The organism is Arthrobacter sp. yr096 (assembly GCF_900108925.1).
Taxonomy (GTDB): Bacteria; Actinomycetota; Actinomycetes; order Actinomycetales; family Micrococcaceae; genus Arthrobacter.
Genome location: NZ_FNYI01000008.1, coordinates 14,696 through 33,526 on the forward strand (window position 1 = coordinate 14,696; position 18,831 = coordinate 33,526).

Annotated in this window: 19 protein-coding genes; 12 read left to right on the forward strand and 7 right to left on the reverse strand. The window is 62.7% G+C overall.

Annotated features, from left to right (window positions below; translation table 11 throughout):
• Positions 1 to 65 precede the first annotated feature (65 nt).
• The 8 genes from BMY91_RS18385 to BMY91_RS18420 all read left to right on the forward strand — a co-directional run bounded on the left by BMY91_RS18385 (position 66) and on the right by BMY91_RS18420 (position 6,551).
• Entirely contained in the window at positions 66 to 491 is a 426-nt protein-coding gene (locus BMY91_RS18385) for a CoA-binding protein (protein ID WP_090824570.1), read from the forward strand.
• Between the two features lie 63 nt (positions 492 to 554).
• Positions 555 to 1,409 (forward strand): polysaccharide deacetylase family protein, encoded by an 855-nt coding sequence (locus BMY91_RS18390; RefSeq protein WP_090824572.1) that lies wholly within the window; start codon positions 555 to 557, stop codon positions 1,407 to 1,409.
• 38 nt (positions 1,410 to 1,447) lie between these two features.
• On the forward strand, positions 1,448 to 1,858 hold the full coding sequence (locus tag BMY91_RS18395; RefSeq protein ID WP_090824574.1) for an MmcQ/YjbR family DNA-binding protein: 411 nt from the start codon (positions 1,448 to 1,450) through the stop codon (positions 1,856 to 1,858).
• Between the two features lie 95 nt (positions 1,859 to 1,953).
• Entirely contained in the window at positions 1,954 to 2,580 is a 627-nt protein-coding gene (locus BMY91_RS18400; protein ID WP_090824576.1) for a hypothetical protein, read from the forward strand.
• A 176-nt stretch (positions 2,581 to 2,756) separates the two neighbouring features.
• The gene (gene ngcE / locus BMY91_RS18405; RefSeq protein ID WP_090824577.1) at positions 2,757 to 4,166 is read left to right on the forward strand and encodes an N-acetylglucosamine/diacetylchitobiose ABC transporter substrate-binding protein; all 1,410 of its coding nucleotides are present in this window, start codon (positions 2,757 to 2,759) and stop codon (positions 4,164 to 4,166) included.
• A gap of 5 nt (positions 4,167 to 4,171) precedes the next feature.
• Positions 4,172 to 5,188 carry a carbohydrate ABC transporter permease gene (locus tag BMY91_RS18410; RefSeq protein ID WP_090824858.1) on the forward strand — a complete coding sequence of 339 codons (1,017 nt, stop codon included), beginning with the start codon at positions 4,172 to 4,174 and terminating at the stop codon, positions 5,186 to 5,188.
• On the forward strand, positions 5,188 to 6,081 hold the full coding sequence (locus BMY91_RS18415; protein WP_090824579.1) for a carbohydrate ABC transporter permease: 894 nt from the start codon (positions 5,188 to 5,190) through the stop codon (positions 6,079 to 6,081). The genes BMY91_RS18410 and BMY91_RS18415 overlap by 1 nt, the downstream gene beginning before the upstream one ends.
• 149 nt (positions 6,082 to 6,230) lie before the next feature.
• A complete protein-coding gene (locus tag BMY91_RS18420; RefSeq protein WP_090824581.1) occupies positions 6,231 to 6,551 on the forward strand; it encodes a putative quinol monooxygenase in 321 nt (106 codons plus the stop codon).
• 87 nt (positions 6,552 to 6,638) lie between these two features.
• Here BMY91_RS18420 and BMY91_RS18425 read toward each other — a convergent pair whose 3' ends face one another.
• Genes BMY91_RS18425 through BMY91_RS18450 form a run of 6 tightly spaced genes read right to left on the reverse strand, consistent with a single transcriptional unit; the run spans position 6,639 to position 11,855 of the window.
• Complete coding sequence (locus tag BMY91_RS18425) at positions 6,639 to 7,163, reverse strand: flavin reductase family protein (protein ID WP_090824583.1); 525 nt, start codon at positions 7,161 to 7,163, stop codon at positions 6,639 to 6,641.
• A gap of 1 nt (position 7,164) precedes the next feature.
• Entirely contained in the window at positions 7,165 to 7,536 is a 372-nt protein-coding gene (locus BMY91_RS18430) for a cupin domain-containing protein (protein ID WP_090824585.1), read from the reverse strand.
• Between the two features lie 2 nt (positions 7,537 to 7,538).
• A complete protein-coding gene (locus tag BMY91_RS18435; protein ID WP_090824587.1) occupies positions 7,539 to 9,011 on the reverse strand; it encodes a 4-hydroxyphenylacetate 3-hydroxylase family protein in 1,473 nt (490 codons plus the stop codon).
• Complete coding sequence (locus tag BMY91_RS18440) at positions 9,008 to 9,694, reverse strand: DUF2848 family protein (RefSeq protein ID WP_090824589.1); 687 nt, start codon at positions 9,692 to 9,694, stop codon at positions 9,008 to 9,010. Before BMY91_RS18440 ends, BMY91_RS18435 begins: the two co-directional genes overlap by 4 nt.
• A gap of 8 nt (positions 9,695 to 9,702) precedes the next feature.
• Complete coding sequence (locus BMY91_RS18445) at positions 9,703 to 10,497, reverse strand: carbon-nitrogen family hydrolase (RefSeq protein WP_090824591.1); 795 nt, start codon at positions 10,495 to 10,497, stop codon at positions 9,703 to 9,705.
• Positions 10,494 to 11,855, reverse strand: coding sequence for an MFS transporter (locus BMY91_RS18450; RefSeq protein WP_090824592.1), 1,362 nt, complete (start codon positions 11,853 to 11,855; stop codon positions 10,494 to 10,496). Before BMY91_RS18450 ends, BMY91_RS18445 begins: the two co-directional genes overlap by 4 nt.
• Positions 11,856 to 12,071: 216 nt before the next feature.
• Here BMY91_RS18450 and BMY91_RS18455 point away from each other — a divergent pair, with 216 nt between their 5' ends.
• Complete coding sequence (locus tag BMY91_RS18455) at positions 12,072 to 12,713, forward strand: GntR family transcriptional regulator (protein WP_090824594.1); 642 nt, start codon at positions 12,072 to 12,074, stop codon at positions 12,711 to 12,713.
• On the opposite strand, the gene BMY91_RS18460 is transcribed toward BMY91_RS18455, so the two are convergent.
• Complete coding sequence (locus BMY91_RS18460) at positions 12,710 to 13,003, reverse strand: DUF503 domain-containing protein (RefSeq protein ID WP_090824595.1); 294 nt, start codon at positions 13,001 to 13,003, stop codon at positions 12,710 to 12,712. The genes BMY91_RS18455 and BMY91_RS18460 overlap by 4 nt on opposite strands.
• Positions 13,004 to 13,176: 173 nt before the next feature.
• On the opposite strand from BMY91_RS18460, the gene BMY91_RS18465 reads away from it, so the two are divergent.
• The 3 genes from BMY91_RS18465 to BMY91_RS18475 are packed head-to-tail and all read left to right on the forward strand — an operon-like array spanning position 13,177 to position 18,804.
• Complete coding sequence (locus BMY91_RS18465) at positions 13,177 to 15,165, forward strand: cellulose biosynthesis cyclic di-GMP-binding regulatory protein BcsB (RefSeq protein WP_090824596.1); 1,989 nt, start codon at positions 13,177 to 13,179, stop codon at positions 15,163 to 15,165.
• A complete protein-coding gene (locus BMY91_RS18470) occupies positions 15,155 to 16,849 on the forward strand; it encodes an ArnT family glycosyltransferase (RefSeq protein WP_090824598.1) in 1,695 nt (564 codons plus the stop codon). Before BMY91_RS18465 ends, BMY91_RS18470 begins: the two co-directional genes overlap by 11 nt.
• Positions 16,846 to 18,804: a glycosyltransferase family 2 protein gene (locus BMY91_RS18475; protein WP_090824600.1), complete on the forward strand. Its 1,959-nt coding sequence runs from the start codon at positions 16,846 to 16,848 to the stop codon at positions 18,802 to 18,804. Before BMY91_RS18470 ends, BMY91_RS18475 begins: the two co-directional genes overlap by 4 nt.
• Positions 18,805 to 18,831 lie beyond the last annotated feature (27 nt).

Sequence of the window (18,831 nt, forward strand, 5' to 3'; positions counted from 1 at the left end):
TTTCATTCAAAGATGCAGATTATTCGGTCAATCCGGCTGTGGGGGTGCAGGAGTAGGCTTGGGTGATGATGCATGTCAACGATCCAGCCGTCGTGGAGCGGTTGATGCGAACAAAAGGCACATGGGCCGTGGTTGGCCTGAGTACCAACCAGTGGCGTTCCGCGTACGAGGTGGCGCTCTATGTCCGCGACACCATGGGCATGGAGATCATCCCGGTGAACCTCAAGGGCGAGGACGTTCACGGCGAAAAAGGGTACAAAACCTTGGCTGACATCCCTGCGGCGAAGCACCCCATCGACGTAGTGGATTGCTTCGTGAACTCCCAACGCGTCGGAGCCGTCATCGACCAGGCGATTGCGATCGGTGCCAAGGCGGTCTGGCTGCAGCTGGGCGTGTTCGATGACGAAGCAACCCAGCGTGCCAAGGACGCAGGACTCGACGTGGTGGTGAACTCCTGCCCGGCGCGCGAAGGCTGGCATTACGGCCTGTAATTCCCCGGCGCTTTCCTCTGCTAGATTTCAGCTGAATCATTTCTTGAGTCTTGGGGGACAGCCATGTTCGGCGGCCAATCTGCGGTGCCATTTTCCACTCCCAGCAGACGGGCCATCTTCGGAGTCATGGGCGCCTCTGTGGTTGCCGGGTTGACGGCGTGCACTGCCGCCGAAGGCTCCGAGGGTTCCGCCAGCCTTGAAAGTTCGACGCCGGCGCTGACGCCCAGTGCCGCGGGCGGCTCACAGGTTGCTACCGCTACTCCTACGCCAATCCCCACCAAGCGCATCCGCCGCACGTTCATCCCGGACTACCAGTTGCCGCCGATCGTTGGGGGACTCGCACCGGTCATCACCAGGATCCCGACCAAGCACCCGGTGGTGTTTCTGACCATTGACGACGGCAACATCAAAACGCCGGAATCGGTGAAGCTCATGGCCGAATACGACTACCCGGCATCCCTGTTCCTGACCAAGGACACCATCGCGGACAACCCGGCCTTTTTCAACGACTTCAAGGCCCAGGGCAGCCTGGTGGAAAACCATACCGTGACGCACAACATCAACATGGTGCGGCAGTGGGGTTACCAGCAGCAACTGAACGACATGCTGGGCATGCAGGAGTACGCCTTGCAGCACTACGGGCGCCGCCCCACACTGTTCCGGCCCCCGGGTGGTGCGTACTCCACCGTGATGCGCCAGGCCGTGGCTGCCGCTGGGATGAAGGCGATCATCACGTGGGAAGCCAAGGCCAACGCAGGAAAGATGGACTATCAGGTGGGCAACTCGCTGCGCCCAGGCGACATCGTCCTGATGCATTTCCGCGCCGAGTTTGCCGCGGACCTGGCTGCTTTCCGTGCTGCCCAGCTTGCTGCAGGGCTGGAAGTGGTGTTGCTGGAGGACTTCCTGGGCGTGGCGTAAGCGTGACCCCCGGCATGGACCGCCAGTAGGCTCGCTCCATGGATGTTTCCCGTCTCCGCGAGATTTGCCTGGGCTTTCCCGGTGCCTTCGAGGATTTTCCGTTCGGCCCCGAGACGTCGGTGTTCAAGGTGCGTGCCGCCGTCGCCGGTGGTGCCCGCCATGAGTCGAAGATGTTCGCGCTGTCCTCCATGGATCCGGATGACTGGTCTGTGAGCCTCAAATGCGAGCCTGCCTTGGCCGAGCAGCTCCGCGCAGCCCACCCCGAAATCACCGGTGCCTGGCACATGAACAAGACCCACTGGAACGGCGTCCGGCTTGATGGTGGCCTGCCCGATGACATGGTCAGGGACATGGTGGAGGACTCCTATGACCTGGTGGTGGCCACCCTGAGCCGCAAGCAACAGGAGCAGCTGGGGTGGGCCAGACTCACCAATCCCAAGGGCGGCTGACACGCCCACGAACACCTCCCCACGGCGCTGACATGGGACTAGATTGATACTGCATACCTAAAGACCTCAGCTACGGGCTGGTCAGGAGCGGTTTGATGCTGGATCAGAAAACACTGGACCACCTATGGAACTTTCGCGATCCGGCAGCCTCGGAGGCCACCTTTCGCGCCGCAATGATCGAGAACACTTACGACGCCGATGAGCGCGCTGAGCTGGCAACCCAACTTGGGCGGGCCATCGGTTTGCAAGGCCGCTTCGAAGAAGCCGATGCGCTGCTGGACAACATTGACGACGACGAGCCGACAGTAGGCGTGCGCATCCTCCTGGAGCGCGGCCGGGTTTTGAACTCCGGCGGACGTGCTCCCATGGCTGTGCCTCTCCTGGAACAAGCGGCTGAGTTGGCGGACCACCTTGGTGAGGAATTCCTGGCGGTGGACGCCCTCCACATGCTGTCCATCGCGGACGAGGCAAACGCCGAGGTGTGGATGCGCAGTGCGCTCGAATATGCCTCCATAGCCCATGATGATCGAACCAAAGGCTGGATGATTGCTTTGCACGCAAGCCTGGGCACGTTTCTGAGGGGTAAAAACCGGCTCACGGAGGCCATGGTGGAGTTCCAATTGGCCGAACAATGGGCGGAACGACTGGGAACTGAGCGGCAAAGGGCATCAGCCCGGGAAGCGATCACTGAGTGCGGAGAAGCACTCGCCGAAGGTCCGTAGAAAGATCACGCTTTGACAAATGTTGATCGAAACTGCCGCGAAATATTGATTTTCAATCATTCGTGGTGAATTATGTCACAGAAGGTTGGTGCTGCCAGAGCGCCAACCCAGACTGTCTGACTGAACGGCTTTCCCGCCGAAACAGTCGACACTACGAGTCACTGGAGGGTTTAGAAATGAACGTTCAGCACCAGTCCGTCGGTCGCCGTGGATTCCTGCGCGGAGCACTCGCAGCAGCAGTGCTCGTGCCCATGGGGGGAACCATTGCATCCTGTGCTGCAGGTGGCGGTACAACCACCACCGGTCCCACGGGCACCGTCTCCGACACCAACCCGTTCGGCATGGCAGACAAGGCCACCATCGACGCCGTCATCTTCAAGGGCGGCTACGGCATCGACTACGTCGAGTTCGCAGGCAAGATCTTCGAAAAGACCCACGAGGGCTCCACCGCCAAGATTTCCCCGTCCACAGACATTGCCCAGGAGCTCCAGCCGCGCTTCGTTGGCGGCAACCCGCCGGACCTGATCGACAACTCCGGTGCCAAGGCCATCGGCTTCAGCACCATCCTTGCCCAGCTCGAAGACCTCACCCCCCTTGTGGAGGCAAAGAACCTCGAGGGCAAGGTCATCAAGGACACCCTGTACACCGGCGTACTGGCTCCAGGCACCTTCGATGGCAAGTTGGCAGCCCTGAACTACGTGCTGACCGTCTACGCCATGTGGTACTCCGATTCCCTGCTCAAGGAAAACGGCTGGACCGTTCCCAAGACCTGGGATGAAATGTACGCACTGGGCGAGCAGGCGAAGGCCAAGGGCAAGTACCTGTTCGTGTGGGGCAAGGAAGCGGCCACGTATTACCAGGAAATGGCCATCGCCTCCGCTATCAAGGAAGGTGGCGACGACGTCCGCCTCGGTCTGGAGAACCTCAAGGCAGACGCTTGGTCGCACCCGGCTATCCAGTCCGTGTTCACCGCCCTGGACAAGATCGTCAAGGCAGGCTTCTTCAAGCCCGGCGGCTCCGGCACGCAGTTCACTGCGGCCCAGGCACAGTGGAGCAACGCCCAGGAGGCCGTGTTCTACCCGTCCGGTTCGTGGATCGAAAACGAGATGAAGGACCAGACCAAGTCCGGCTTCAACATGATGGGTGCACCCGTTCCCACCGCGAGCGCAAGCCCCAAGATGCCCTACACCGCGCTCCACAGCGCTGCCGGCGAGCCGTTCATTGTCCCGTCGCAGGGCAAGAGCGCAGCCGGTGGCAAGGAACTGCTCCGCATCATGCTCTCCAAGGAAGCTGCCACCAACTTCGCCAAGACCAAGTTGGCTCCCACCATCGTCAAGGACACCGTTCCGGCCGATGGCTTCGGTTCCACGGCGCTGGTTTCGCAGACCAAGCTGCTGGGCGATGCCGGTGAGGATATCTTCACCTGGAACTTCATTGACCTGTACGGTACCAACAAGGATCAGCTGGTTGTCTGGAACAGCTTCCTGGACGGCAAGTCGGACGTCGCTACCCTGACCTCCGCACTGCAGAACATCACCGACAAGGTCCGCAACGACAGCTCGGTCAAGAAGATCGAAGTGAAGTGAGTTCAGTGAAAACTCAGCAGAGCCGGAACGACGACGGCCTGGCCGCCGTCGTTCCGGCGACGGCTCCACCGCAGGTCATCAAGCGGCGGCGGAAGCCATTGACGTGGGACAAGGTCAGTTTCTTCGCGGTGTTCCTCGGACTGCCGCTGGCGATCTACCTCTTGTTCGTGATTTGGCCGTTCATTCAGGCTTTTGGTTACTCGTTGACGGACTGGTCCGGGTTTTCGCCCACCCAGAACTTCATCGGACTTGAGAACTACAGCAAGATTTTTACGGACGATATCTTCATGAAGGCCATGGGGAACAACATCCTCCTGGTCATCTTCCTGCCGATCATCACTATTATCCTGAGCCTGATACTGGCGTCTTTGGTGACCGTGGGTGGCAGCAGCAAGGGCCAGATCAAGGGCCTGCGGAACTCCAGCTTCTACCGTGTGGTGTCTTTCTTCCCGTACACCATCCCCGCTATCGCCATCGGCATCATGTGGGGGCAGATCTACGATCCCTCCGGTGGCTTGCTGAACGGCATCCTGACCGGGCTGGGCATGGACCAGTTCAAGGACTTTGCCTGGCTGGGCGACAAGAACACCGCCATGATTGCCACCATGTTCGTGATCGTGTGGGGCTTTGTTGGCTTCTACATGGTCCTGTTCGTTGCCGGCATCAAGGGCATTCCTGCCGAGCTTTTTGAGGCCGCCAGGATCGATGGCGCGGGTCGCTTCCGCACCGCAGTGTCCATCACCATCCCCCTGATCCGGGACAACATCCAGACCGCCTACATTTACATGGGCATCCTGGCCTTGGACGCGTTCGTTTACATGGCTGCCCTCAACTCGGGCGGTGGGCCGGACAACTCCACTTTGGTTATGGCCCAGCAGCTGTTCTTCACCGCATTCAGCAAGGGACAATTCGGACTCGCCAGCGCCATGGGTGTTGTGTTGGCCGTTGCAACGCTGATCTTCTCCGGCTTGGTATTCGTGGTCAACCGGCTCACCGGCGGAGATAAGGATGTGAGTCTGTAATGACAACAAAAGTCTCAACTCCGGAAAGGAAGTCGCTGCACTTCCAACCGCGGACGCCGGCAACCTCCACCAGCGACAAAGTGGTGGGAGCCGTTTCACACACGGCGCTGACCATTTGGACGCTCATCGTCATCCTTCCGCTCCTGTGGACGTTCATGTCCTCCTTCAAGACGTCCAGCGAGATCTTCGCTTCGCCGTTCGCCTTGCCTGCGGAATGGAAGCTGGATAACTACGTCAAGGCATGGAGCGAGGCCGGCATTGGATCTGCCTTCCTTAACTCCGTGCTGGTGGTGGCTGTGGCCTTGGTGATCGTCATGGTCCTGGGCGCCATGTGTGCCTACGTTCTTGCCCGGTACACCTTCCCGGGAAGCAGGGCCATCTACTACCTGATGCTGGCCGGACTGACGTTCCCGATCTTCCTGGCCATGGTGCCGTTGTTCTTCGTCCTGAAGAACATGGGACTGCTGAACACCCTGCCGGGACTCATCCTGGTGTACGTGGGCTTCGCGCTTCCGTTCACGGTGTTCTTCCTCTTCTCCTTCTTCAAGTCGCTGCCGCACGAAATCACCGAGGCAGCAGCGCTGGACGGAGCAGGGGAGTGGCGGACGTTCTTCCAGGTCATGCTGCCGATGGCCAAGCCGGGCCTCGCCTCGGTTGCCATCTTCAACTTCCTGGGCCTGTGGAACCAGTTCCTGATTCCGGTGTCCATCAACGCCGCCGGTCCGCGCGTCCTTTCCCAGGAACTCGCGGCCTTCGCCGGCCAGATGGGCTATGCCGTGGACTATGGCGCGCTGTTCGCAGCCGTCAGCGTCACCGTCATTCCGGTACTCATCGTCTACGTGATCTTCCAGCGCCAGCTGCAGGGGTCCGTCTCGCAGGGCACCTCAAAGTAGCAGGCACCTGAGTAGCACTGGCACGCTAAAACAGCGTTCGACGGCGGTCCGCACCTTGTGGTGCGGGCCGCCGTCGGGCGTTAAGGCAGGGGCGATAACGGCAGTGACAGAATGGAACGGATCTGTAGTGCAACGAAAGGCAGCAGCCCGTGATCTTTATTGTGGTCAAGTTCAACGTCAAGCCCGACTGGTCCGAGCGGTGGCTGGACCTGGTTGCCGACTTCACCGAGGCAACCCGTGCGGAGCCGGGCAACCTGTGGTTCGACTGGTCCCGCAGCGTGGACAACCCGAATGAGTTCGTGCTGGTGGAGGCTTTCCAGGACGACGCGGCGGAGGCGCACGTCAACAGCGGGCACTTCAAGAAGGCCATGGCGGACATGCCGCAGGCGCTGGTGGAGACGCCGCACATCATCAGCCGGCAATTCGAAGGCAGTGGCTGGGATCGTATGGGTGAGCTGACCATCGCGTAAGGGGCCGTTGCCCAGCTGAGCGTTAAAGAGGCGGTGCCGGACTCATGGAGTCCGGCACCGCCTCTTTTAAGCGCTACTCAGCACTCGTCAGAACATCCAGGGGATTTCTGCGTGGCCGAAGTCGCTGAACGAGCCGAAGCGGCCTGCCTTGAATGCCAGCACCTCGCCGTCCCGGTCCCGGCACGTGGTGACCTGTCCGAAGAAAACCTGGTGATCTCCGACGTCGTACTGCTGCACAACGGTGCAGTCCGCCTGGGCGAGGGCGCCCTTGATGACCGGCAGGCCGCTGTCCGTGATGTCAAAGTCGCCGTCGCCGAAGCGGTCGCCGCCACGGACTGCGAACCGCCGGGCCACTGACTCCTGCTTGGCGCCGAGGATGGACACGGCGAATTTGCCGCTCTCCATCAGTGCCTCTCCGGTCCGGGTGCCGAAGTTCAGCGAGATCATCAGGATGGGTGGTTCCAGGCTGATGGAGGTCAGCGAGCTGATGGTCATCCCGTACTGCTCATCCTCGTGCTGGGTGGTCACCACAGCGACGCCGGTGAGGAAGCGGCCCATGGCGCGGCGCATCCCCATGGCGTCGGGGATGGTGAAGGCTGGTGCCAGGCTCATGTCAGTTGCTCCGCTCCGCTGGTGCCGGATCCGTGTAGTACCGGACTTCGAACATCCTGGCGCCGTTTTCCGAGACCCACGGTCCGTGTTCCATGCCCGGCGGGCGGGTGGCCCAGTCGCCGGCTTTGAAGGTTTTGCCGAGACGCTGGTCCACGAACGAGCCCTCGAAAATGAAGACCTCTTCCCAGAAATCATGGGTGAGGACGCCGTTGGGGGAGGTGTCCGTGCCGGGCTCGAACTTGAGGATCCGGGTGACGCTGTCGTTGTCCGAATCCCGGGCGAGGATGGCCTCGGACAGGCCCTCGATGTGCGGGTTACAGGGTGCGAAGTCCACCGAGGAAACAGGGGTGAACTCGAATTCGGGCTTTGCCATGGTCAGATTCCCTCCGAATCGGTGGTGCTCTGGATGCTGTAGGAACCGAGGAACGTGTCCAGCTCCGCTACCAGGGCGTCGTAGCCGTAATTCCTGTAGGTGTAGGCGCCGCGGACAACGAACGGTGCACCGGCGTAGAACATTTCGTACTGCTGATGGCGGCCGGCGAACTCGGAACCGATGATGTCCCAGGCCAACTTGAAGAGCTTCACCCGTTCCTCGCTGGCGACGCCGGGGGACTGCACATAGCGTTCCATGTCCGGTCGGGTGACGCTGCTGGTCATGTCAGCGATGCTGGAGGGCAGTTGCAGGACGCCGCCACCTACCAGGTCGCGGAGGATCGAGATCACGCGGGGGTAGGTCTCGGACTGCAGGCCCATGGCCCCGTACAGTGCGCTCTTCCCAGGAATCCGCATGCCGGCCTCGTCCGTTGTCGCCGTGTATTCCGCGGCGAGGACGGCCGATTCAACGGACTGCACAATCGCAGCGAGCTCGCCGAGCTTCTCCTGGACACCGGGGATCTTGTCCGTGCCGTTCACCTGGGTGACCTTGCGGGCCACGGAGGCGATGAACTTCAGCTTGGTGGAGAACCGGATCTGGGCTTGCCAGTTGCCCAGGGCGTGGGCGCCGGTGTCGAAGAACTGGCGGCGCAGGGTGTCGATGTTCCGGTTGATGAACACGCGGTCCCACGGGATAAGGACGTCATCGAAGACCACCAGGGCATCCGGCTCGTCGTAGTGGCTGGTCAGCGGGTAGTCGAAGTCGCTGGTGGCGGCGGGTGCGAACGGGCGGCGGCAGTAGAGCTTCAGGCCGTCGGTGGCTACCGGGATGGCGAAGCTGACGGCGAAGTCAACATCGTCCGGCCCCAGCGGCTTGATGCAGGTGACAAAGACTTCATCAGCGATTGCGGCGCCGGTGGCGAGCATCTGCGAACCGCGGACAATGATGCCCTCCTCGGTTTCACGCACGACGCCCACCTGCAGGTATTCGCCTTCCCACCCTGACGCTGTGGTGGCGCGGGAGACCTGCGGGGGAATGATCGCGTAGGACAGGTACAGATTCTCGGACAGGATCTTCTTGTAGTACCGCTCCACGTTGCCGGCGAAGTCGCGCTCGTCGTTCTTGAACACATCCGGGTGGGAGCCGAACGCGGCGAAGAACGTACCAACGTGGTCCGGGCTCCGGCCCACCCAGCCGTGGGTGTGCTTGGCCCACTTCTCGATTGCCTGGCGCCGCAGCACCAGTTCCTCCTGGGTGCGGGGAGCGGCGAACGTGCGGTTGGCTGGTCCGTCTATTTCCTCGGAATGGAACTGCATGCCGTTGGCGGGATCGGCTGCGATGTCGAACAGCTCTGACATGGTCCGGGCAACCTTCGCGAACGCCGGGTGTTCCAGGACGTTGCCGACCACCTCGCCATCGAGGATCACTGTCCGGCCGTCGTTCAGGGACTTCAAATACTGCTTACCGGTTCTCATCGAAGTGAGCCTTTCTTGATTTTGTAGTTATGTTCAATGGTGGTCCCATTCGGGAAGGAGAGCTCCAACTTCCAGGAAGTTCCGTTCACGAACTTCCCGTCCAGCAGCGGCAGGGTGCCGCCGAGGCACATGAAATCGGCGTCGCCGATGTCGGTGCGGGCCAGGAGGCGCTCGACGACGTCCGCCGGCTTGCGCAGGCCGCTCAGCGAACCCTCCTGGTACAGTTCCCCGTCCACCCAGGAGCGCGCGGTGCACTGATCGAGGTCCAGGTCCTCCAAGGATTCGACCGCGATGACCTCGCCTGCGACTGGCTTGGGACAGGCGCGCTTGGAGTCCCCGATATCCCGTGCCTCGATGTCACGGTCCGTGTGGTCCGAACCGATGCCCAGGTAATACTGGCCGTCGTGGCGAAGGTAGAGGGGTTCGATCTCGCCGGAGGTCAGGTTCTCCGAGGTGTCATGCTCGCCGGAGGTTTCGAACAGGTCCGAATCCATGCGGTAGAACATGGGAACCTCGGGTGGCGGTGCCACTCCGATGGCTGCCAGTTCGTCGATGTGGTGCTGGACCGCCTTCGGGTCCCGGCCTGTGTAGCCGGCCACCACTGCGTGGAAATCCGAGACCACGATTGTCTTGTCGGTGCCCACCACCCTGAAGGTGAGTGGGACTTGCCTTGTTGTTTCCATGTTCTTCCTTAGACGGTCAACGTTTGGTAGTTGCTGAGACGGTCGCCGATGACGGGGAACTCGGTGCGGACTGCGTGGACCTGGCCGGGATCGATGTCCACCATGAGCACTGACTCCCCGGCATCTGCCTCGGCGATGACGGTGCCCGTCGGATCCACCACCCTGCTGTGTCCGCCGAGTTCCACGCCTTCCTGGGTGCCGGCGGCGTTGCAGGCGATCACGAAGATCTGGTGCTCCACCGCGCGGGCAGTGGTGAGGAGGCGCCAGTGTTCGCGTCGCGCTGCGGGCCAGGCTGCCGGGACAATCACGATTTCCGCGCCACGGGTGCTCAGCTCCATCCACAATCCGGGGAAGCGGAGGTCGTAGCAGGTGATCCCGGAAACTGCACCGAACGGCAGCTGGGCCACCGGAAGGGCGGAGCCTGCCGTGAGGAGGCTGGCCTCCTTGGACTTGTAACCGAAAACGTGGATCTTCCGGTACGTGTGGGCCACGCTGCCGTCCGGTCCCAGCAGGATGGAGGTATTGCTGAGCTGCCCATCCTGGCCGGCTTCGATGATGCTGCCGAGGTGGAGATGAACGCCCAGGTCTGCTGCCACCCGCGAGCACATGGAGACGGTGGGGCCGTCCAGTGTTTCCGCGAGAGTTTCGTAGTCATCGAAGTGGAAATAGCCGGCGCTCCAGAGTTCCGGAAGGACGATCAGATCGGCGCCGTCGATGCCCCGAAGAATCGCTTCGATGCGGTGGATCCGGTCCTCACGGGTTTCAGGGTCCGGGCTGGCCACCTGGACGAGGGCGATTCTCATGCTTGTTCCTTACTCTCAGAGGCGGGCTGGTCCAGGTCGCTGAGCCGCAGCCCTTTGGTTTCCTTGGCGAACATCACCGAGACCATGGAGATCAGGCCCATGGCGGCGAGGTAGATGCCGATCGCATAGCCCGTGCCGAAGGCGCTGTAGAGGGCCAGGGCAATGATCGGGGACAAGGAGCCGGCGATCAGTGAGGCCAGGTTGTAGGACACCGAGGTACCGCTGTACCGCACATCCGTGGGGAAGAGTTCGGAGAAGAAGGCTCCGATCACCGAGCTGTAGGCGGCGAAGATCAGCAATCCACCAACAGCGGCGGCGATGATGCCCCACAGCTGGCCGGTGTTCAGGAGGAAGAAGAACGCGAACGCCCACACCATGGTGGCAATCGAGGCGCCAATCAAGATGGGCTTGCGGCCCACTTTGTCCGCGTAGAGCGCCAGGATGGGAATGGCGACGACGGCGACGCCCTGGCCGATCATGACGGCGGTGAGTCCGGTCTGCCTCTGCAGTCCCATGATCTGGGTGACGTAGGTGATGATGAACAGCGAGTAGATGTAGAAGCCCGCGTTCTCGCCCATCCGGCTGCCGGTTGCGATGAGGATTTCACGCCAGTTGCGGCGGAACAGGATGGTCAGCGGCATCTTCCGTTCCTTGTTGCCTTCGGCTTCGCGCTTCCGCTGTGCTTCCTTGAACAGCGGGGTTTCCTGAACGTAGAGCCGCAGGACGAGGCCAATGACCACCAGCAGGGCAGACAATCCGAAGGCGATGCGCCAGCCCCATGCCAGGAACTCGCTCTCCGGGATGGTGGCAGCCAGTACGGCCAGCACACCTGCTGCCATCAGGTTGCCCAGGGGCGGGCCCATGTTGGGCCACGAGGCCCAGAAGGCGCGCCGGGCGCTTTCATTGCTGTGTTCGGACACGAGGAGGACGGCCCCGCCCCACTCGCCGCCGAGGGCAAATCCCTGGATCAAGCGAAGCAGCAAGAGCAGTAACGGAGCGGCAATGCCGATCGCGGCGTACGAGGGAATGAAGGCGATGAGGGTGGTGGCGACGCCCATGAGCATCAGGCTGGCCACCAGCGTGGCGCGGCGACCGTGCTTGTCGCCCAAATGGCCAAGGACGATGGCACCGATCGGACGGGCCAGGAAGCCGGCAGCAAACGTTCCGAGTGCCAGCATGGTGCCCACCAGGGGATCATCGGTGGGGAAGTAGAGCTTGTTGAATACCAGCGCGGCGGCCGTGCCGTAGAGAAAGAAGTCGTACCATTCGACGGCAGTGCCGGCCAGGCTTGAAGCAGCCACGACGGGCAGGCTGGAGTGCTTCTGCTGCCTCAGTTCTGCTTTCTTCAAATCGGTCATTCTGGGGATCCTTTGCGAGGGGGAGACGTGGGCTGCGGTTGAGTCAGAGGGCCGGTCTCCCAGGAAATTGGGGTTTTCCGATGCGTGAGCGGAGTCACTGAACATCACTGTAGACGGGTTGTATACAACCTGTCTATATTTGAAGCAGAAGTTTTCCGAACGTCCCTCAGCTTCTGAACACAACTCGTATACTGGGCTTCGCGAGAAAGGCTCTGCATGATCCAGATGACCCCCGCTGCGCAGTCGCAGCCAGAAGTGGCCTACCAGTGGATGAAAAGCTACATCGCAGCCCTGCCCCGTGAGGAAGAGACTTTTCTCAACGAGGGAGTCCTGGCCAAGACCACCGGCACGTCACGAACCCCTGTGCGTGAGGCCCTGCTGCGCCTCGAAGCTGAGGGGTTCGTCAAGCGGATCCCGCACAAAGGCGCCTATGTCCCGCCGATCTCCGATCCCGACGTTCGCGCCATCCTGCAAGCCAGGTCCGTTGTGGAGAAATGGGCGGTCTCCGCACTGGAGACCATGCTGGACGCCCAGATCGATGCCTTCCAGCGAGTCATTGACCAGCAGCAGGAAGCCAAGGATGATCCAGCCCGGTTCATCGAGTTGGACACCGAGTTCCACACCCTCATGGTCCGTGCCGGAGGGAATCCCGTCCTGGCCGATTTCTACGCTTCGCTCCGGCAAAAGCAACTCAGGATCGGCGTCAAGGCAGTTAGCCAGGGAACAGACCGCGCGGGGGACGTCCTCAGGGAGCATCAGTTGATCGTCGATGCCCTCCGCAGCCGCAGCCTCGAAGCAGCCCACCAAGCCATCGACGCCCACCTGGACTCCACACGCTTGGCCGTCATCGGCTACTAGTCCTCGCTGTGCAGCACCCGCTGCCGTGCACTGAGCAGCTCAAACTCCGGACGGGCCGCCACAAACCGTTCAACGGCGTCGAGCACTTGCTGAAGATGGGAGTGGTCCGGAGCCACCAAGGCGACCCCAATCAGAGCGCGCCGATGCTGGTCCTGCAGGCCTGTTTCGGCAGCAGAAACATCGAAGCGCCGCTTCAGCTCGGCCACCAAGGGCCGAATCAGCGAGCGCTTCTCCTTGAGACTATGGACGTCGCCCAAAAGGACGTCGAACTCAATCCAGCCGATCCACATGATTCATTATCACCGCAGGTCACAGGCATATGGGCAGAGGGGTCTTGAGCCAATCTTGAGTCAATCTTGAGCCAACGCAGCAATGCGCCTTGAGTTCCACCCGGCATTGTCTATGAGGTTGGCCCACAACGGCTGACAGACTCATTCGCTGCTAGTTACTCAGGACTGACATCGTGCCCCTCACCCCTGCCCGATCCCGTACCCGATCGCGTGCCGCGGCCGTTATTGTCGCGTGCGCCGCAACCCTGGCCCTTTCCGCCGTCACAGCTCCGGGAGCCCTCGCGGCGCCCTCGCAAGGATCTGCCCTGCAGACCTCCTCCAGCGTTTCTGCGTTGGCCGGCCAAAATGAGCAGACACTGGTGGTGCCGGTGACGGCAGGTCTGGAACCCACACGGGTGAAAGGGGCCATTTCAGTGTCCGGAAAGCCGGAAGGCACGGTCCGCGCAACGGTCAACGGCAGGGTCATCCTGGAAGCCAACGCGTCAGCGAACCTTGTCCTGGACGCAAGGGTCAGCAACGCCGACGTCACCAACCAGCAACTGACAGTGGGGCTGCAGTTCGTCCCGGCAACCCAGACCATGTGTGTTGTTTCCAACGCCACGGCCACCCTCTCCAACCTGGTGGTCGATTTCAGCGGCACCGCCACGGTGCCCACCACGGTGGGCGAGTTCTTCCCGGTGTCCGTCCCCGCCGTCGTGCTTCCCGTCCCCGCGGATCCAGGCGCCGATGTTTCCGCGGCCATCATGACCGCGACAGCCGCCATGTCCCAGCGCTACCCGGACGCTGCCATCACGGTGGTTCCTGAGGCCGAGGTGGGGGCCCGCACGGCAGGCCTCCCGGCCGGCAGCCGGATCCTCAGCGTAGTGGCCGATCAGGGCGGGATCAGCACCAAGCTGGGCACCGCTGCCGGCCTGCCCCAGCTCATCCTCAGCGGCCACGATGAAGAGCTTCGCACAGCAGCCCGCGCGCTCGCCAGCGACAAGACCGCGCTCGCAGTGACCTCTTCAGTGACCGGTCTGACCTCCGCCCTGCCCGCGGCCCCCGGCCTGACCCAGAGCCTCAAGGACCTGGGCAGCACCACGCTCAAGCTGTCCGGCTACGGGACTCCGGAATCCTACGTAGGCGTCACGCAATCGCAGTTCGGCGGCCCCGTCTCCTCGGTGAAGGTCCAGCTCAAGGGCACCCACACAGCAGTTCCGGACAACGCCCAGGCCCAGATTTCGGTCTTCTGGAACGATTACCTGCTCAGCTCCAAGAACCTCGACGGCGGTGACGCCTTCACGGTGGACGCTGACGTTCCAGCCGGGCAGCTTCAGGCGAAGAACGGCCTCCGGATTCGCCTTGCCGCCCTTCCGGCCGGCGGTGATTGCACCGGGCCTGCGGGTGTCATGCCCATGGAAGTAACCCTTGACACCGCGGGAAGCACCCTGGCCGCTGTTCGCGGCGGCTCCACGAAGGCCGGCTTTGCACGCTTCCCCCAGGCGTTTGGCCAGAGTGTTCCGGTGGCCTTCGGAGACGGAAACGCCCAGGCAAACACCGTCAATGGAGCTTCCCTGGTGGCGTCCCTGCAGCGGGACAGTGCCACCTTGCTGGACACCCGCGTGTTGGGCCTTGATGCCTTGGCCGGCTCCAGTGAGTCCGGGCTGGTGGTGGGAGCCACCGCCGAGGTGGCCAACAAGCTCTCGGCACCCCTGCGGTTGGCCGAGTTCCGCACCATCTCGCCCTCCGACGTCGAATATGGCGTGGGGACCACGGCACCGTTCGGCGTGCTGGAAGCGTTTGAGCAGGGCGGACGCGATCTGTTGCTCCTGGGTGCCTGGGCGCCCGAGGGAGACGCGGCAGCAGCCTCCGTGCTGCAGTCATCGCTGGCCACCCACGTGGGCGGGGTCGAAGGTGGTTGGGCCTCCCTGTCCCGCAACCTTCTGGTGACGCAGCCCTCGGGCACGCCCGTCCTGCTGGAAAGCAACGTGCTGGTTCCCCAAAAAGCGGTCACGGACGACTACCGGCCCTACGCCTGGTGGATCGGCGGAGCGGTGCTGGTGCTTGGCCTCGCTTTCGCCCTCAGGACTGTGCTCATGCGGCGTCGCGCCAAGGAAGCTCAGGCGTACGTGGATGCTGAGGAAAAGGCGAGCGAACCGGCAGAACCGGGTCATGGCAACTAGCGTTGCCACGCGCCGCCGGGCTGCCCACCGGCAGCCGGCGTTGTGGTCCCTGACATCGCTGGTGGCGTCGGGTTGGGAACGGCTGGGTGCTCCGGTAGTGGGCCGCAAGGTTCCCGGTACCAGGATCGTTGCCGTGGCGGCCCTGGTGGTGGGATACCTGGCGTGCCTCTACACCATCGGCCATGGCACCAACCTGGATTACTCCGACGCCCAGAGCCACCTCACCATCGCGCGCCGTATCTTCGACAGCAAGGCGCCCGGCTTTGAACAGCTGGGCACGGTCTGGTTGCCCATGCCGCACCTGCTGCTGGCACCGTTCGTGCTGAACATGTGGCTGTTCAGCACCGGTTGGGCCGCCGGAATCCTGGGCATCCTGGCATTGTCCGCCACCGCCACCGGCCTGTACCTGATCGCTGCCCGCCTCGGATTGGGCCGGGCAGGGCGGCTTGCCACCACCCTGGTGGTCCTGGCCAACCCCGCCGTCCTGTACGTCTACACCACGGCTCTCACTGAGCCGGTGCTCATCATGTGCATCGTGGGCGGCATGGCCGGCCTGGCGCATTGGGCCACCAGCCGCCGTCGAATGAGTGCCGGCGAGCTGGCTGTCTTCGCGGGGATTCCGTCTGCAGCAGCGGTGCTCTCGCGCTATGAGGGCTGGGCTCTGGTGATGACCGGAACCCTCTTTGTGCTGATCGTGGCCAAGCGCCGTACGGGTGGATGGCGCGAGGCGTTCACCATGGCCGGCGGCTACGTGATGGTCCCGGCAGCTGCCGTGCTCTGGTGGATTTCCTACAACTGGGCCATCTACGGCAACCCGCTGGAGTTCATGTTCGGGCAATACTCCGCTTACGCACAGCAGAAAAACATTACCGACGGCGGACTGTTGCCCACCAAGGGAAACCTTGGGCTCACGCTGACTACTTTCCATTGGTCGCTGCTGGAGACGGCCGGCGTGGTTGTTCTGGCCTTGGCGGCATGTGGTGCCGTGGTGCTCGTCTTCAGGCGGGGTTTCGCCAACAGCACCCTGCTGGTGGTGGTGACCGGCAGCGCCTATGCCTTCGCGTTGCTGAGCCTGTTCCTGGGGCAAACGGCCATCAACAACGATCATTCGCTGCCGGCCACGTGGTGGAACAACCGCTTCGCGCTGACGGCCTTGCCGCTGGTGGCCATCCTGGTGGCCGTGTTCGTTGAGGAAATCACCCGGCCCGCGCGGCTCAGGCCATGGCTGATCGGCGCTTTGCTGGCCGGGCTCGTGGTGCAGAACGTGTGGTGGAACGAGGATCCCACAGGCCGTCTTGCCGTGCTGGCCGAAGGCAGAATGTCCGCTGAATCCACTGCCAACTCCACTGCGGCGGCCCGCTGGCTCAACCAGCACTACCAGTCCGGTGGAATCCTGATGGACGAAAGTGCCCGTGGAAACGCCGTGCTGCCGGTGATGGGCATTCCGCTCAAGGAAATCTACAACCGAGCCTCCGGCGACTACTTTGGACCCGCACTGGAGGATCCCGCAAAGTATGCACAATGGGTGTTAGTCAACGTCGAGGCAGGCACGGGTGCCCGGGATTCAGGTCCCACGGACCTGGTGTACCAGGCCATGATCAAGGACCCCTCCTTCAACGTCCGCTATTCCGTCGCGTTCTCCACGCCAACCCACCGGATCTATGAAAGGTCCTCCGACTCATGACACCCACGTCCCACACCGCGGACCTGCAGTACAACCGGCAGTCCATCGGCCAGACACTTCTGGCTGCAGGGCTGGTGACCCCGGAACAGATTCAGCGTGCACTGGACCGTGCAGCGAGCGAGGGGGGTCTGCTGGGCCGGCACCTCATACTGGAAGCCGGGCTGGACCGCCGTCGTATTTATGAAGTCCTTGCCGAGCAGTGGGAAGCCCCGCTGGTGGATCTGGTGGCCGAACCCGTCGATGACCGGCTGATGGAGCTGCTCGGTTACAGCGAGCTGGGCGAGCCGCACTGGCTGCCGTGGCGGATGGACGGTGATGTCCTGACAGTGGCCACTGCGGTGGCCCCCACGGCGGCGATTGCGCATGAAGCTGCCCTGACGTTCGGCGCCGGGTCCGTGGTGTTCCGCACCACCACGGACTGGGACATCAACCAGTCCATCCAGCGCTCCTTCCGCCGCCACCTCCTCTACGAGTCCGCCGAACGGCTGGCCGAGGAACGGCCGGGAGAGTCCGCGCGTACTGCCCTGACCCGATGGCAGCGCTATCTTCCGGTGGTCCTGATCGCGGGGCTTGTGCTCGCGTTCGTCCTCTCCGCACTGACGGCCATCATCGTGCTGCTGGCCGCTGCCAACATCGTTTTCCTGGTCAGCATCGGCTTCAAATCGTTGGCAAGCCTGCGCCGTCCCTTCGACAACCTGCACCAGGCCGGAGTCACCAAAGCCCGGGACAGGGAGCGCGCCCGCCGTGGCCTTCCACCCTTGGCAGAGGAACGGATTCCCGACTCCGAGCTGCCTGTCTACACCATCCTGGTGCCCGTTTTCCGCGAAGCCAACATCATCGACAAACTGCTGGGCAACCTGGGGCAGCTGGACTATCCGCGCTCCAAACTGGACGTCCTGGTCCTGTTGGAAGAAGACGATGCCGAGACGATTGCGGCAGCCAAGGCTTCCCGGCCGCCGGAGTATGTCCGCATACTCATCGTGCCCAAGGGCGATCCCCAGACCAAACCCCGTGCGTGCAATTACGGGCTGACGTTTGCCCGCGGTGAGTACGTGGTGATCTACGACGCCGAGGACCGGCCGGACCCGGGCCAGCTCAGGGCGTCCATCGCGGCGTTCAAGCAGGATGAGTTCGAACGGCAGCACCTCAACCCCCACCGCAAACCGCTCATCTGTGTCCAGGCGGCGCTGAACTACTTCAACGCAGACCAAAACGTCCTCACCAGGATGTTCACCATCGAGTACACCCACTGGTTCGACTCAATGCTCCCGGGCCTGGACAACTCCGGCATCCCGCTTCCGCTGGGCGGTACGTCCAACCACTTCGTCACCTCCTTGCTCAAGGAAGTGGGCGCCTGGGATCCGTGGAACGTCACCGAGGACGCTGACCTGGGCCTCCGGGCAGCCGTGGACGGATACCGCGTGGGCGTCATCAACTCCACCACCTGGGAAGAAGCGTGCTCGCAGGTGCCCGCCTGGATCAAGCAGCGCACGCGTTGGATCAAGGGGTACATGGTGACCTCCGCCGTGAACACCAGAAACTCGCTGCGCTACATCAAGAGCACCGGGGTGGCCGGCACCATCGGCTTCCTTGGCCTCATCCTGGGAACACCGCTCGCGTTCCTGGCATACCCGCTGGTGGTCGGCTTCACCGTGGTCACCTACATCGGTTACGACATTGTGGGCTTGGTCCTGCCCCAGTGGCTGTTGGTGGGAGGCGTGGTGTCCATGCTGTTCGGCAACGCCATGATGATCATCGTTTCCGGCGTTGCCACCCTGCGTCGCCATGGCTGGCGGATCGCCATTTTCGCGCTGTTGAACCCCTTCTACTGGGTGCTGCACTCGGTAGCCGCCTGGCGGGCGGCTTGGCAGATGCTCACCAGCCCGCACAAGTGGGAGAAGACTCCCCACGGCCTGGAAGCGGAATACCACGACGACGGCCACTGGGCGGGTTGAGGTCCAGCACCGGATCTTGAGCGAATC